The sequence below is a fragment of the Actinomycetospora sp. genome, from assembly GCF_036497245.1.
Taxonomy (GTDB): domain Bacteria; phylum Actinomycetota; class Actinomycetes; order Mycobacteriales; family Pseudonocardiaceae; genus Actinomycetospora.
Window position 1 is genome coordinate 1 of the sequence record NZ_DASXJS010000039.1, and the last position, 12,360, is coordinate 12,360.

A 12,360-nucleotide genomic window follows, 5' to 3' on the forward strand; every position below is an offset into this window, starting at 1 on the left:
GCGTCGAAGGCCGTGCGGCCCTCGGCGAGCCGCCCGGACACCGTCGAGACCAGGTGCATGACGTGGCTGTACCGCTCGATGTCGAAGAACCGGTGCACCTTGACCGTCCCCGGCTCGCAGACCCGCCCGAGGTCGTTGCGCCCGAGGTCGACGAGCATGAGGTGCTCGGCGCGCTCCTTCTCGTCGGCGAGGAGGTCCTTCTCGAGGAAGACGTCCTCCTCGGCGTCGGCGCCGCGCCAGCGCGTGCCGGCGATCGGGTGCGTCGTCGCGACGCCATCCCGCACCGTCACGAGGGCCTCGGGGCTCGACCCGACGATCTCGAACGGCCGGTCCTCGGCATCGGCGAGGCGCAGCAGGTACATGTAGGGGCTCGGGTTGGTGGCCCGCAGCACGCGGTACACGTCGAGCGCGTCGGCCGCCGTCTCGGACTCGAAGCGCTGGCTGACCACGATCTGGAACGCGTCGCCCGCGCGGATCCGCTCCTTGGCGGTCTCCACGGCCGCGAGGTACCGGTCGCGGTCGAACCGCCTGCGCACCCGCGGCGAGCGCCCGGCCAGCGGGTCGTACTGCGCGACGGTGGAGGGGGCGGGCGCCCCCAGCTCCGCGGTCATCCGGTCGAGCCGGGCGAGGGCGTCGTCGTAGGCCGCGTCCGCGCGCTCCGGGCTGTCGTCCCAGTTCACGGCGTTGGCGATGAGGGTGACGGTGCCCTCGTGGTGGTCGAGCGCCGCGAGGTCGGTGGCGAGCAGCATGACCAGCTCGGGGATCTGGAGGTCGTCCTCGGCGAGCTCGGGCAGGCGCTCGAGGCGACGCACCGCGTCATATCCCACGTACCCGACGAGCCCTCCGGTGAGCGGGGGCAGGCCGGGCAGGGGCTCGGTGCGCAGCTGCTCCAGGGTCTCGCGCAGCGCGACCAGCGGGTCGGCCTCGTCGTGGTCCCCGGTGCCGGGCAGGCCGACCGGCGGAGTGCCCGTCCAGTGCGCCCGGCCGCCGCGCTCGGTCAGCGCCGCCTCGCTGCGCGCGCCGATGAACGAGAAGCGCGACCAGGACTCGCCGTGCGCCGCGGACTCGAGCAGGAACGTCCCGCTGCGGCGCCCGGCGAGCTTGCGGTACACCCCCAGCGGCGTCTCGTCGTCGGCCAGCAGGCGGCGGACCACCGGGATGACGCGGTGGTGCGCGGCGAGCTCGTGGAACCGTGCACGGTCCGGCTCCACCGCTCCGAGGCTGATCTGCTGGTCGGTCACGGACACGGCACCCATTGTGGACGCCCCCACCGACACCGTCCCGCAGCGGCCTCGGCGGAACGGTCCGGCTCAGGACGCGGCGGCATCCACCGGGGACGGCTCGGCGCGCGTGCGTGCGGCGAACGCGACGGCCGCGATGACGACGGCGCAGCCGGCGAGCTGCCAGGCCGTCGGGAACTGGCCCAGGACGAGCATCCCCAGCAGCACCGCCCCGACCGGCTGGAGCAGCAGGATCGAGGCCCCGGTCGACGACGGGAGCTGTGCCATCCCCCCGGCGATCAGCACCCAGCCCATGCACTGCCCGATCACCGCGAGCAGCGCGAGCCACCCGAGGGCGGTCCAGCCGGGGGTGAGGTCGACGCCCTCCCAGAGGCTGCCGAGGACGAACGAGCTCACCGCCGCGGCCGCCGTCGCGATCGTGACCGGCCCCGAACGCTGCCCCGGCGCCGACCCGAGCCGCAGGAACAGCAGGTAGCCGGCGTAGGCGAACGCGGCGAGCAGGGCGAGCACCGTGCCCGTCAGGGGATCGGCCGCGCCCCCCGCGCCGCCGGCGAGACCGCTCGCGAGGGCGACCCCGCCGAGCATCACCGGCACGGCGACCAGGAACGAGGGCCGCACCCGCTCGCCCAGGACGAGGAACGCGAGCAGCGGGAGGATGACCACCTGGACGTTGACCAGCACCGTCGAGACCCCGGCGCCGACGGCGTGGATCGCCCCGGTCCACAGCGTCATGTCCAGGCCGAGCAGCAGTCCGCCGACGACGATCAGCCACGGCCGCCCGGCGGGCATCTCTCCGCGGACCGGACGGAGCCGTCGCCGCTCGAGCAGTGCCATCGGGATGAGCACCGGCAGGGCGAGCAGGCAGCGGAACACGGTCGCGGTGCCCGGCGAGGTGCCAGAGAGCGCGATCAGGATCGGGGAGAGCGCGATGCAGAGGCTGCCCGCGACCGCGAGCAACCGCGGGTCGACCTGGCGGCGGACGGCGGCGAGGGCGCGGGGGGAGGCGGACGTCGTCACGTCGTCCAGCGTGCGTCGGCCGACCGTTCAGGACCAGCGACTTCTTCTCGCCGGGAACGGTTAGATTCTCTGATGTGTTCGGGATCGCGCGTCTGCAGGCGCTGCACGCCGTCGCCACCCATCGCACCGTCGGGAAGGCGGCCGCGGCCCTGCACCTGACGCCGTCGGCGGTCTCGCAGCAGCTCGCCTCGCTCGAGCGGGAGGCCGGGGCGGCGCTCACCGAGCCCGCCGGGCGCGGGATCCGGCTCACCCCGGCCGGGATCGTGCTGGCCGAGCACGCGAGCGCCGTGCTCGACCGGCTCGCCACCGCGCGCCGCGACCTCGACCGGCTCGACGACGACGTCGTCGGCCCGGTGCGCATCGGGGCGATCCCGACGACGGTGCACGCGCTCGCCCCGGCGGCGCTCGCCCGGCTCCGGCAGGCGCATCCCGACCTCGTCGTGCTGCTCGACGACGGCGAGGCCGAGGAGACGCTGCCCGCGCTGGTCGCCGGGGACCTGGAGCTCGCCGTCGTCGAGAACTGGGAGGGCCTGCCCGCGCCCGCGCCGGCGCGGACGAGCCGGACCCAGCTCTGCGAGGACGTCCTGGACCTCGCGCTCCCCCGCGAGCACCCGCTGGCCGCGTCCGGGACGGTGGCGCTCGCCGATCTCGCCGACGCCGACCTGGTCTGGGTCGCGGACACCCGCAGCACGCGGGCCCACGACTGGCTGATCGACCGGCTGCGGCGCGAGGGCGTGGAGCCCCGGGTGACGTGCCGCGTCTGCGGGTTCGCGATCCACCTCGAGCTGGTCGGGGGCGCGGGGCTCGCGGCGATGGTGCCCCGGCTGGCGCGGCCGGCCATCCCGCACGGGGTCCGGATGGTCGAGACGACGCCGGTGCTCTCCCGCACCGTCGACGCGGTGTGGCGCAGCGACCGTGAGACCCCGGCCGTGCGGGCCGCCGTCCGGGCGTTCCGGGCGACCGCGGACGCCCGGAACCCACCCCGTCACGCCCCGGGCGCCACGCGGCCGGACCCGTAGGTTGCCCGGTGCCGTCCGGCTCAGCCGCGAGGTCGCTCGAACGTGACGAGCACGCCGTCCACGCCACCGGGACCGATGCGGCCCTTCACCTCGACCCCGGTGATGGCCTTGAGCTGCCAGCCCTGGTCCGCGTGCTCGTTGAGGACCTTCTCCAGCTTGGTGCCGGACATCTTCCCGCCCATCAAGCCCTCGCGGAGCTCGACCACCTTGTACTCGTACGACGCCATGCGACCTCCTCTTCCCGGTGCCCGGCCCTGGCGGTCCGGCTCATGGCGCCCCGTCCCCCGGGAGCACCACGTCGGCGTCGAAGCAGGTGCGGTCGCCGGTGTGACAGGCGGCGCCCTGCTGGTCGACCAGGACGAGCAGGGTGTCACCGTCGCAGTCCAGCCGGACCTCGTGGACGGCCTGCGTGTGGCCGCTGGTCGCGCCCTTGATCCACAGCTCCTGCCGCGAACGCGACCAGTAGGTGGCCTCGCGGGTGGCGAGCGTGCGGGCCAGCGCCTCGTCGGACATCCACGCGACCATGAGGACCTCGCGGGTGTCGTACTGCTGGACCACCGCGCAGACCAGGCCGTCGGGCGTGCGCTGCAGGCGCGCGGCCAGCTCGGGGTCGAGGGCGGGGATCACCTCGCTGGTCACCGGACCTCCGCTCCCGCACCGCGCAGCGCGTCCTTGACCTCGCCGATCCGCATGATCCCGAAGTGGAACACGGACGCCGCCAGCACCGCGTCGGCGCCCGCCTCGACGGCCGGGGCGAAGTGCTCCACCGCGCCCGCCCCACCACTCGCGATCACCGGGACGTCGACGAGCGCCCGGACCCGGCGCAGCATCTCCAGGTCGAAGCCGTTCTTGGTGCCGTCGGCGTCCATGGAGTTGAGCAGGATCTCCCCGACGCCCAGCTCGGCGCCCTTCTGGGCCCACTCCAGGGCGTCGATCCCGGTGCCGCGGCGCCCGCCGTGGGTGGTGACTTCGAACCCGCTCGGCGTCGGCCGCCCGTCCGGCGGCACCCGCCGTGCGTCCACCGAGAGCACGATGCACTGCGAGCCGAACCGGCGACTGGACTCGGCGAGGAACTCCGGGCGGGCGATCGCCGCGGTGTTGATCCCGACCTTGTCGGCGCCGGCGCGCAGCAGCTTGTCGATGTCCTCGTTGGTCCGCACTCCCCCGCCGACGGTCAGCGGGATGAACACCTGCTCGGCGGTGCGCCGGACGACGTCGTAGGTGGTCTCGCGCTCCCCCGACGACGCGCTGACGTCGAGGAACGTCAGCTCGTCCGCGCCCTCGGCGTCGTAGAGCCGGGCCATCTCGACGGGGTCGCCCGCATCGCGCAGGTCGACGAAGTTGACGCCCTTGACCACCCGCCCGGCGTCGACGTCCAGGCAGGGGATCACGCGGACGGCCACACCCATGACGATCAGCCTACTGTCGGGCGCTCAGCGGGCGGCCTCGAGCGCCTGGGGAAGGGTGAAGGCGCCCGCGTAGAGCGCCTTGCCGATGATCGCGCCCTCGACCCCGACCGGCGCGAGCGCCGCGAGCGCCCGCACGTCGTCCAGGGTCGCCACCCCGCCGGAGGCCACCACCGGGGCGTCGGTCCGCTCGCACACCGCGGCGAGCAGGTCGGTGTTCGGGCCGGTCAGGGTGCCGTCGCGGCCCACGTCGGTGACGACGTAACGCGCGCAGCCCTCCGCGTCGAGGCGCGCGAGGACGTCCCACAGGTCGCCGCCGTCGGAGACCCACCCGCGCGCCGCGAGCCGGTGCTCGCCGTCACGGATCTTGACGTCGAGGCCGACGGCCACCCGGTCGCCGAACTCCGCGATCGCCTTCGCGCACCAGTCGGGGTCCTCGAGGGCGGCGGTCCCGATGTTCACCCGCGCGCACCCGGTGTCCAGGGCGCGGCGCAGCGAGTCGTCGTCGCGGATCCCGCCGGAGAGCTCGACCCTGATCGGCGTGCGCTCCACCAGCGAGGCCAGCAGCGCCGCGTTCGACCCGCGCCGGAACGCGGCGTCGAGGTCGACGAGGTGGATCCACTCGGCGCCGTCGTCGACCCACGCGCGGGCCGCGTCGAGCGGGTCGCCGTAGCCGGTCTCGGTGCCCGCCTCACCCTGGACGAGGCGGACGGCCTGGCCGTCGACGACATCGACGGCGGGCAGCAGGTCGAAGCTCACGGGCGATCACCCTAGATGCCCGGGTCGTCGGTCGTGGTGGATGGATGGCGCCCCTCGCTCGTCAGATGACAGCAATGGGCCATTGCTGTCACGCAGCGAGGTGGCGGCTCACCCTCGCCCGAGCGCCGCCTCGCGCAGGTCGTCCAGCCGGCGCCGCAGCAGGGCCCGCTCGGCCTCGTTGGAGGCCAGCTCGGCGGCGCGCTCCAGCTCGCCCGCCGCCTCCTCGCGTCGCCCGAGCTGGGTGAGCAGGTCCGCGCGCACCGCGGGCAGCAGGTGGTAGCGGGCGAGGGCGGGCTCGTCGCGCAGCGCGTCGACCAGGTCCAGTCCGGCCGCCGGTCCCTCGGCCCGCCCGAGGACGACCGCCCGGTTCAGCTCCACCACCGGCGATCCGGTGGCGGCGGCGAGCTCCGCGTAGAGGGCGGCCATCGCCGCCCAGTCGGTGTCGTCCACCGACCCGGCCCGGGCATGGCAGGCCGCGATCCCGGCCTGCAGCGTGTACGGATCCCGACGACGGCCCTCGGTCGCGGCCTCGGCCCGGGCCAGCCCGGTGAGCCCACGGCGGACGAGCAGGTGGTCCCAGCGTCCGCGGTCCTGGTCGGCGAGCAGCACCGGCGCGCCGTCGGGCCCGACCCGCGCCCGCAGCCGGGAGGCCTGCAGCTCCATGAGCGCGAGCAGGCCGTGCACCTCCGGGCGCTCGGGCATCAGCGCCGCCAGCCGACGTCCGAGGCGCATGGCCTCGTCGCAGAGGTCGGCGCGCATCCAGTCGGTGCCCGTCGTCGCCGCGTAGCCCTCGTTGTAGATCAGGTACACGACCTCGAGCACGGCGCCGAGCCGGCCGTCGAGCTCCTCCCCCGCCGGGATCTCGAGGTCCACCCCGGCCGCGGAGAGCCGCTTCTTCGCCCGGGAGATCCGCTGCCCGACCGTCGTCGACCCGACGAGCAGCGCCCGGGCGATCTCGTCGGTGGTCAGGCCGCCGAAGAGTCGCAGGGTCAGCGCCACCCGGGACTCCCGGGCCAGCAGCGGGTGGCACGAGGCGAACAGCAGCGCGAGGACGTCGTCGCCGACCGCGCGGACCGGGTCGGCCACCACCTCCGCGGTATCGGGGGCAGCCGCGGTGCTCTCGAGGTGTCCGACCTCCTCCGCCTTCCGGGCGAAGGTCTGCTCCCGGCGGATCAGGTCGATCGCCCGGCGACGCGCCGTCGCGGCGAGCCAGGCGCCGGGGTTGTCCGGGACGCCCTGCGCCGGCCACTGCTCGAGAGCGGCGACGAGCGCGTCGTGGGCGAGCTCCTCGGCGCGGCCGACGTCGCGCACCACGCGCGCGACGCCGGCCACGATCCGCGCGGACTCCGCGCGCCACACCGCGTCGAGGACGGCGTAGGCGTCAGCCACCGCGGTCCCTCCCGTCGCTCCGCTCGCCCTTCGAAGGTCACCCGCCGTGCTGCTGCTCGGCCCGCTCCCGCAGCTCCTTCTCGGCCTCGAGGACCCCCTCCGGCGCGATCCCCTCGAAGTCCTCGGCCTCGGTCACCCTCCGGACCTCAATGCGCTCGCCGGCCCGGAACGGCGCCTTGCGCGCCCAGGAGACCGCCTCGTCGAGCGAGTCGACCTTGAGGATCCAGAACCCGCCGATGAGCTCCCGCGCCTCGGTGAACGGGCCGTCGCTGACCGTCGGTCCGTCGCCGCCGGCGTCGGGGAAGGTGACGACGGCGCCCTGGGAGCTCGGCGCCAGCCCCTCGCCGGCGAGCAGCACCCCGGCGTCGACCATCGCGGTGTTGAAGCGGCCCATCTCCTCGAAGATCGCGGGGTCCGGCGGCGTGGCCATCGCGACGGCCTCGTCGTACTTGAGGACCAGCATGTAGCGCATCTGTCGTCTCCCCCTCAGGAACCGGACTGCTCGTACTGTGCGGCGCGCTCGGCGACCCGCGACCGCAGCGCGGCCTCGGCGTCGATCACCGCGGCGGGCGCGACGCCCTCGAACTCGCGGAAGTCCGGGACCCGCCGGACCTCCAGGCGGACCCCCGGCCCGATCGGGCACCGCCGCGCCCACTGCTCGGCCTCGCCCCGGGTCGCCACGTCGAGGATCCAGAACCCGGCGACCAGCTCGCGGGCCTCGGCGAACGGCCCGTCGGTGACGGTGGGGGTCTCGCCGTCGGAGGTGACCTCGAATCCCTCGGCGGACGGCGCCAGGCCCTCGGCCGCGAGCAGCACCCCGGCCTCCACCAGCTCGGTGTTGTACCGGCCCATCGCCTCGAACACCTCGTCCATCGGCGGTGCGTCGGCGGCGCCGACCGACATCGTCTCCGGAGCCTGCATGATCATCATGTAGCGCATGGGGTCCCTCCCGGGGCCTGCCGTGGCCGGGGCTCGTCCCCGGCCGTCACCAGCGCGTCGAACAGGGTCCGTGGTCTTCGACAACCGTGGCGGAAGAAAGTTCTACAGGCTCCCGAGCCAGTTCACGAGCAGCCGCCGCCCGGCCTCGCCCGACTTCTCCGGGTGGAACTGCGTGGCCATGAGCGGGCCGTCCTCGACCGCGGCGACGAAGTCCTCGCCGTGGTGGGCCCAGGTGACCTTCGCCGGGAGGAACGGCTCCTGGGGCTCGACCTCCCAGCGCCGGGCGGCGAACGAGTGGACGAAGTAGAAGCGCTCGTCGGCGGGCATGTCGGCGAAGAGCACGGAGTCGGCCGGGGCGCGCACCGTGTTCCAGCCCATGTGCGGGAGCACGGCGGCCTGCAGCTTCTCGACGGTGCCCGGCCACTGGCCCGCGCCCTCGGCCTCCTCGCCGAACTCGACCCCGCGCTCGAAGAGCACCTGCATGCCCACACAGATGCCGAGCACCGGCCGTCCGCCCGCGAGGCGCTGCTCGAGGATCCGCTCGCCGCCCACCGCGCGCAGGCCCGCCGCGCACGCCGCGAACGCGCCGACACCGGGTACGACGAGGCCGTCCGCCTCCTGCGCGGCGCGGGGGTCGGCCGTGACCTCGACCTTCGCACCCGCGCGCTCGAGGGCGCGCTCCGCGGAGCGGAGGTTGCCCGAGCCGTAGTCGAGCACGACGACGGAGGGGGTTCCCGGCATATTGCTCACGCTACCGAGGCGGCGCCGCGGCGGTCGTCGCCCGTCACCAGGCCGGGCCGGTGGCCGACGCCGCGACCACCTCCAGGACCGCGACGAGGTGCTCCTCCCCGCTCGAGGGGTGCACCGCCACCTCGGAGGTCTCGACGACCCGCGCCACCCGCCGCCCGGCCAGCTGATCCAGATGGCTCTCGATCTCGCGGCGGCGGTCGGGGCCCACGGTGACGACGATGTGGCCGCCCCGGTGCACCACGCGCGCGAACTCCGCGAGCGCGGAGCGGGGCAGGTGGCCCGTCCCGAACGCGTTGACGCAGGTCACGACGCCGAACTTGTCGCCTGCGCCGGGCAGGCGCTGGGTCAGGTCGGCGGGTCCGAGGTCGTGGTAGACCTGCCGGGCCCGCGCCCGGGCGAGCATCCGGGGCGAGAGGTCGAGGCCGTCGACCGAGGTGAACCCGTGCCGGGCGAGCGCGTCGCCGACCAGCCCCGTGCCGCACGCGGCGTCGAGGACGTCGGCGGCGCGGCCGTCGAGGCGGGCCACCACGTCCGCGACGATCCCGGGCAGCGGGTAGTCGTCGCCGCCCGGACCGGCGAGGTCCGCGTCGTAGGTCTCGGCCCAGGCGTCGTAGAGGTCGCGGGCCTCGGCGGCCGAGGTGAGGGCGCGCGCCCGTGCCGCGTACGTCCCCGTTCCTGGCTCCACGGCCACCCCCGTCGTTGATCGAGACGATGATCCCTCAACGAGGGCGATCCCCGTGCGGTCCGGATGATCCCGGCCGCTGAGGCCCTTGACGCCGCTCAGCCCGGCAGGAGCCGCAGCACCGCCGCCGCGATCGCGAGCACGGCGAGCACCGCCACGATCACCATCGGCACCCAGCGTCGTGCACGGGCGAAGGAGACCACGCCCCCGACGAGGAACCCGCCGACCAGCAGGAGCCCGAGGGCGAGTACTTCGGAGCCGCTCACCGGTCGGTCCCGGTGTCGTGGCGCGAGGTCACGTCTCCAGGACACCCTTGGTCGACGCGGTCCCGCCCGCGAGCCGCGCGTCGGCCTCGGTGGCCGCGCGCAGCGCCCGGGCGATCGCCTTGTACTCGGCCTCGGTGATGTGGTGCGGGTCCCGCCCGCCGGTGACCCGCACGTGCAGGGCGATGCCGGCGTGGAAGGCGATCGACTCGAAGACGTGGCGGTTGAGCACCGTCGGGTAGTTCCCGCCGACGACGAACCCCGTCATCACCTCGGGCTCGCCGGTGTGCACGCAGTACGGCCGGCCGGAGACGTCGACGACGCCCTGGGCGAGCGCCTCGTCCATCGGGATCCAGGCGTCGCCGAAGCGGCGGATGCCGGACTTGTCGCCGAGGGCCTGCTTGAGCGCCTGGCCGAAGACGATCGCGACGTCCTCCACGGTGTGGTGGGCGTCGATCTCGACGTCGCCGCTGGCCCGCACGACCAGGTCGAACGACGAGTGCTTGCCCAGCGCGTCGAGCATGTGGTCGAAGAACGGCACCCCGGTCGCGACCTCGGTGCGCCCGGTCCCGTCGAGATCGATCTCGACGAGCACGCTCGACTCCTTGGTCACGCGCTCCACACGCCCGGTCCGGCTCACGCCGCCCATCCTAGGTGGCTACGCACCTACCGCTTGCGCACGGCCAGCACCTCGTCGGTGATCGTCGCCTCCTGACCGTCCGGACCGGTGGCCGTGCGCTCCGGGGACTCGCAGCGCACGACCTCCCAGCCCGCGTCGTCCAGCGCCAGCGACGCCAGCACTTCGGGTGCCGTCGCCATCCGCAACGACGGGTCCCACGACCACGGCGCCAGCCGACCGTGGCCGACGACCAGCAGCAGCCCGCCGGGCGCGACCGCGTCGGCCGCCCGGCGCAGGATCGCGGTGCGGGGGAAGTCGGAGCTCGGCGAGTGCAGGTACTGCGCCGAGACCAGGTCGAACGAGCCCTCGGGGAACGTCTCGGTGAGGTCGTGGCGCTCGGTGCGCACCGGCAGGTCACCCGCGCGCTCGGTGATGCGATCGCAGGCGGTCTGCGCGACGTCGACGGCGGTGACCTTCCAGCCCTGCCCGGCCAGCCAGAGGGCGTCGCCGCCCTCGCCCGCGCCGAGGTCCAGCGCGGTCCCGGGCTCGACGCCGTCGACGGTGGCCGCGAGGACCGCGTTGACCCGACCGCTCCACACCTGGTCGCGCTCGGCGTAGAAGCGCTCCCAGAACGTAGGGCTGCCGTCGCGGTGGGCCATCACCGCCAGGCGGCTGTCCTCGGCGACCAGGTCGGCGTTGAGCTGGCCCGCGGTCTTCGTCCCGGCAGCGGCCGAGGCGATCACGGTGGCCGACACGTCCGTCACGTTGCCGACCCCCCAGACCCCGGAGACCGCGGTCTCGCCCCGGCCGTCGACCTCGATCACCTCGCCGAACAGGACCTCGCCCATCCGCTGCTCGGTGGTGGTGAGCCCGAGCATCGTCGCCACATCGGCGCGCGCCCGACTCACCGTCGGGACGAGCAGGGCCTCCACCCCGACGACGGTGCCGTCGGCCAGCCGGACCCCGCGCAGCGCGTCGTCGGTGACCTCGAGGGCGGCGACCGGGCCGGTGACGACCTCCACGCCCCGCGCTTCGAGCTCGTCGGCGGCGTGCCGCTCGGGGACGACGGCGTCGTTGAGGAACAGGACGACGTCGTCGGTCAGCTGGCGCATCAGCCCGACGTGGTGCAGGGCCATGGTGCTCGTCGCGAGCACCCCGACCCGGCGGTCCCGGACCTCCCAGCCGTGGCAGTACGGGCAGTGGATCACGTCGCGGCCCCAGCGCTCGGCCAGGCCGGCGACGTCGGGCAGCTCGTCCACGACGCCGGTCGCCAGCACCACCCGCCGGGCCCGCAACCTCGCTCCATCTTCCGTCCCGAGGACGAACCCGCCCTCCTCGGACGCGGCGGCCGAGGTCACCCGCCCGGTCCGGACGACCCCGCCGTAGCTCTGGACCTCGGCCCGCCCGATCGCGGTCAGCTCACCCGGCGCGGTCCCCTCGCGGCCGAGGTAGTTGTGCACCCCGTCGGCCGGCGCGTTCCGCGGCTCCCCCGCGTCGATCACCAGGACCCGCCGCCGGGACCGGGCCAGGGTCAGGGCGGTCGAGAGCCCACCCGCGCCGCCACCGACCACCACGACGTCCCAGAACTCCTCGTTCATCGCTGTCTCCTCACGCTGTGCTCCGATGGACCCGAGCCTGCGCCTGTCGTCGTCGCACTGGCAAATATTGTTGCTGTAGTGGCAAACTCGGAGCCATGAGCGAGTACGCCGAGGTCCTCGACGGGGTCGGACCCCGCCTGCGCGCGCTGCGCGGTGCCCGCGGGATGACGCTGACGGAGGTCGCCGACGCCACGGGGATCTCGCTGTCCACCCTCTCCCGGCTCGAGTCGGGGGGACGCAAGCCGACCCTCGAGCTGCTGCTCCCGCTCGCGCGCTGCTTCCAGGTCGCGCTGGACGAGCTCGTGGACGCCCCGCCGACCGGCGACCCGCGGGTCCGGATGCCCGCGGTCACCCGCCACGGGATGACCGCGGTGCCGCTCACGCGGCGGCCGGGCGGCCTGCAGGCCTACAAGTTGATCCTCCCGGTGGGCTGGCCCGGCCACGAGCCCGAGCTCAAGACCCACGAGGGCTACGAGTGGGCGTACGTCCTGTCCGGGCACGTGCGGCTGCGCCTGGGTGAGGACGACACCGTCCTGCGCCCCGGCGAGGTCGTCGAGTTCGACACCCACGTCCCCCACGCGTTCGCGAACCCCGGGACCGAGCCCGCCGAGATGTTGACGCTGTTCGGGCCGCAGGGGGAGCGCGCCCACGTCCGAACCCGTACATGATCTGTGCCTC

16 protein-coding genes are annotated in these 12,360 nt (G+C 74.6%); 2 read left to right on the forward strand and 14 right to left on the reverse strand.

Annotated elements, in window-relative coordinates; all coding sequences use genetic code 11:
• Both VGI02_RS04745 and VGI02_RS04750 read right to left on the reverse strand, forming a co-directional pair.
• A partial coding sequence (locus VGI02_RS04745; protein ID WP_331626132.1) for a chorismate-binding protein occupies positions 1–1,256 on the reverse strand: 1,256 nt, incomplete at its 3' end.
• A 54-nt stretch (positions 1,257–1,310) separates the two neighbouring features.
• The gene (locus VGI02_RS04750) at positions 1,311–2,258 is read right to left on the reverse strand and encodes a DMT family transporter (protein WP_331626118.1); all 948 of its coding nucleotides are present in this window, start codon (positions 2,256–2,258) and stop codon (positions 1,311–1,313) included.
• A 74-nt stretch (positions 2,259–2,332) separates the two neighbouring features.
• On the opposite strand from VGI02_RS04750, the gene VGI02_RS04755 reads away from it, so the two are divergent.
• Positions 2,333–3,277, forward strand: coding sequence for a LysR family transcriptional regulator (locus VGI02_RS04755; protein ID WP_331626119.1), 945 nt, complete (start codon positions 2,333–2,335; stop codon positions 3,275–3,277).
• Positions 3,278–3,297: 20 nt separating this feature from the next.
• On the opposite strand, the gene VGI02_RS04760 is transcribed toward VGI02_RS04755, so the two are convergent.
• The 12 genes from VGI02_RS04760 to VGI02_RS04815 form a co-directional block, all read right to left on the reverse strand.
• Complete coding sequence (locus tag VGI02_RS04760; protein ID WP_331626120.1) at positions 3,298–3,504, reverse strand: DUF4177 domain-containing protein; 207 nt, start codon at positions 3,502–3,504, stop codon at positions 3,298–3,300.
• Between the two features lie 40 nt (positions 3,505–3,544).
• The gene (gene hisI / locus VGI02_RS04765; RefSeq protein ID WP_414638196.1) at positions 3,545–3,901 is read right to left on the reverse strand and encodes a phosphoribosyl-AMP cyclohydrolase; all 357 of its coding nucleotides are present in this window, start codon (positions 3,899–3,901) and stop codon (positions 3,545–3,547) included.
• 11 nt (positions 3,902–3,912) lie between these two features.
• Complete coding sequence (gene hisF, locus VGI02_RS04770; protein WP_331626121.1) at positions 3,913–4,686, reverse strand: imidazole glycerol phosphate synthase subunit HisF; 774 nt, start codon at positions 4,684–4,686, stop codon at positions 3,913–3,915.
• 24 nt (positions 4,687–4,710) lie between these two features.
• Entirely contained in the window at positions 4,711–5,442 is a 732-nt protein-coding gene (gene priA, locus VGI02_RS04775) for a bifunctional 1-(5-phosphoribosyl)-5-((5-phosphoribosylamino)methylideneamino)imidazole-4-carboxamide isomerase/phosphoribosylanthranilate isomerase PriA (RefSeq protein WP_331626122.1), read from the reverse strand.
• Positions 5,443–5,550: 108 nt separating this feature from the next.
• Positions 5,551–6,831, reverse strand: a complete 1,281-nt coding sequence (locus tag VGI02_RS04780; protein ID WP_331626123.1) for an RNA polymerase sigma factor — start codon at positions 6,829–6,831, stop codon at positions 5,551–5,553.
• Positions 6,832–6,868: 37 nt separating this feature from the next.
• Positions 6,869–7,303 (reverse strand): YciI family protein, encoded by a 435-nt coding sequence (locus VGI02_RS04785; protein ID WP_331626124.1) that lies wholly within the window; start codon positions 7,301–7,303, stop codon positions 6,869–6,871.
• A gap of 14 nt (positions 7,304–7,317) precedes the next feature.
• Positions 7,318–7,770: a YciI family protein gene (locus tag VGI02_RS04790; protein ID WP_331626125.1), complete on the reverse strand. Its 453-nt coding sequence runs from the start codon at positions 7,768–7,770 to the stop codon at positions 7,318–7,320.
• A 102-nt stretch (positions 7,771–7,872) separates the two neighbouring features.
• On the reverse strand, positions 7,873–8,511 hold the full coding sequence (hisH, locus tag VGI02_RS04795) for an imidazole glycerol phosphate synthase subunit HisH (RefSeq protein WP_331626126.1): 639 nt from the start codon (positions 8,509–8,511) through the stop codon (positions 7,873–7,875).
• A 43-nt stretch (positions 8,512–8,554) separates the two neighbouring features.
• The gene (locus VGI02_RS04800; protein ID WP_331626127.1) at positions 8,555–9,205 is read right to left on the reverse strand and encodes a class I SAM-dependent DNA methyltransferase; all 651 of its coding nucleotides are present in this window, start codon (positions 9,203–9,205) and stop codon (positions 8,555–8,557) included.
• Between the two features lie 95 nt (positions 9,206–9,300).
• Positions 9,301–9,468: a CG2302 family histidine operon protein gene (locus tag VGI02_RS04805; protein WP_331626128.1), complete on the reverse strand. Its 168-nt coding sequence runs from the start codon at positions 9,466–9,468 to the stop codon at positions 9,301–9,303.
• 28 nt (positions 9,469–9,496) lie between these two features.
• Complete coding sequence (hisB, locus tag VGI02_RS04810) at positions 9,497–10,105, reverse strand: imidazoleglycerol-phosphate dehydratase HisB (protein ID WP_331626129.1); 609 nt, start codon at positions 10,103–10,105, stop codon at positions 9,497–9,499.
• Positions 10,106–10,131: 26 nt separating this feature from the next.
• Complete coding sequence (locus VGI02_RS04815; RefSeq protein ID WP_331626130.1) at positions 10,132–11,682, reverse strand: FAD-dependent oxidoreductase; 1,551 nt, start codon at positions 11,680–11,682, stop codon at positions 10,132–10,134.
• Between the two features lie 95 nt (positions 11,683–11,777).
• Here VGI02_RS04815 and VGI02_RS04820 point away from each other — a divergent pair, with 95 nt between their 5' ends.
• Positions 11,778–12,350 (forward strand): helix-turn-helix domain-containing protein, encoded by a 573-nt coding sequence (locus tag VGI02_RS04820; protein ID WP_331626131.1) that lies wholly within the window; start codon positions 11,778–11,780, stop codon positions 12,348–12,350.
• The last annotated feature ends 10 nt before the right edge of the window (positions 12,351–12,360 follow it).